The organism is Streptococcus sp. HMSC34B10 (assembly GCF_001839505.1).
GTDB classification, from domain to species: domain Bacteria; phylum Bacillota; class Bacilli; order Lactobacillales; family Streptococcaceae; genus Streptococcus; species Streptococcus peroris.
Map to the genome: position 1 here is coordinate 1 of NZ_KV841557.1, position 240 is coordinate 240.

A 240-nucleotide genomic window follows, 5' to 3' on the forward strand; every position below is an offset into this window, starting at 1 on the left:
GGTGTCGCAGGTTCGAATCCTGTCTTCCCGATTGATGGCGGTGTAGCTCAGCTGGCTAGAGCGTCCGGTTCATACCCGGGAGGTCGGGGGTTCGATCCCCTTCGCCGCTATAATGATCTTGTTGGACCTTTAGCTCAGCTGGTTAGAGCTCTCGGCTCATAACCGAGTGGTCGTAGGTTCAAGTCCTACAAGGTCCATTGGAATGATGGAGGATTACCCAAGTCCGGCTGAAGGGAACGG

At 55.4% G+C, this 240-nt stretch carries 2 tRNA genes; both read left to right on the plus strand.

Annotated features, from left to right (window positions below):
- Nucleotides 1–36: 36 nt before the first annotated feature.
- Nucleotides 37–110, plus strand: a tRNA-Met gene (locus tag HMPREF3237_RS08680).
- Between the two features lie 13 nt (nt 111–123).
- Nucleotides 124–197, plus strand: a tRNA-Ile gene (locus HMPREF3237_RS08685).
- The last annotated feature ends 43 nt before the right edge of the window (nt 198–240 follow it).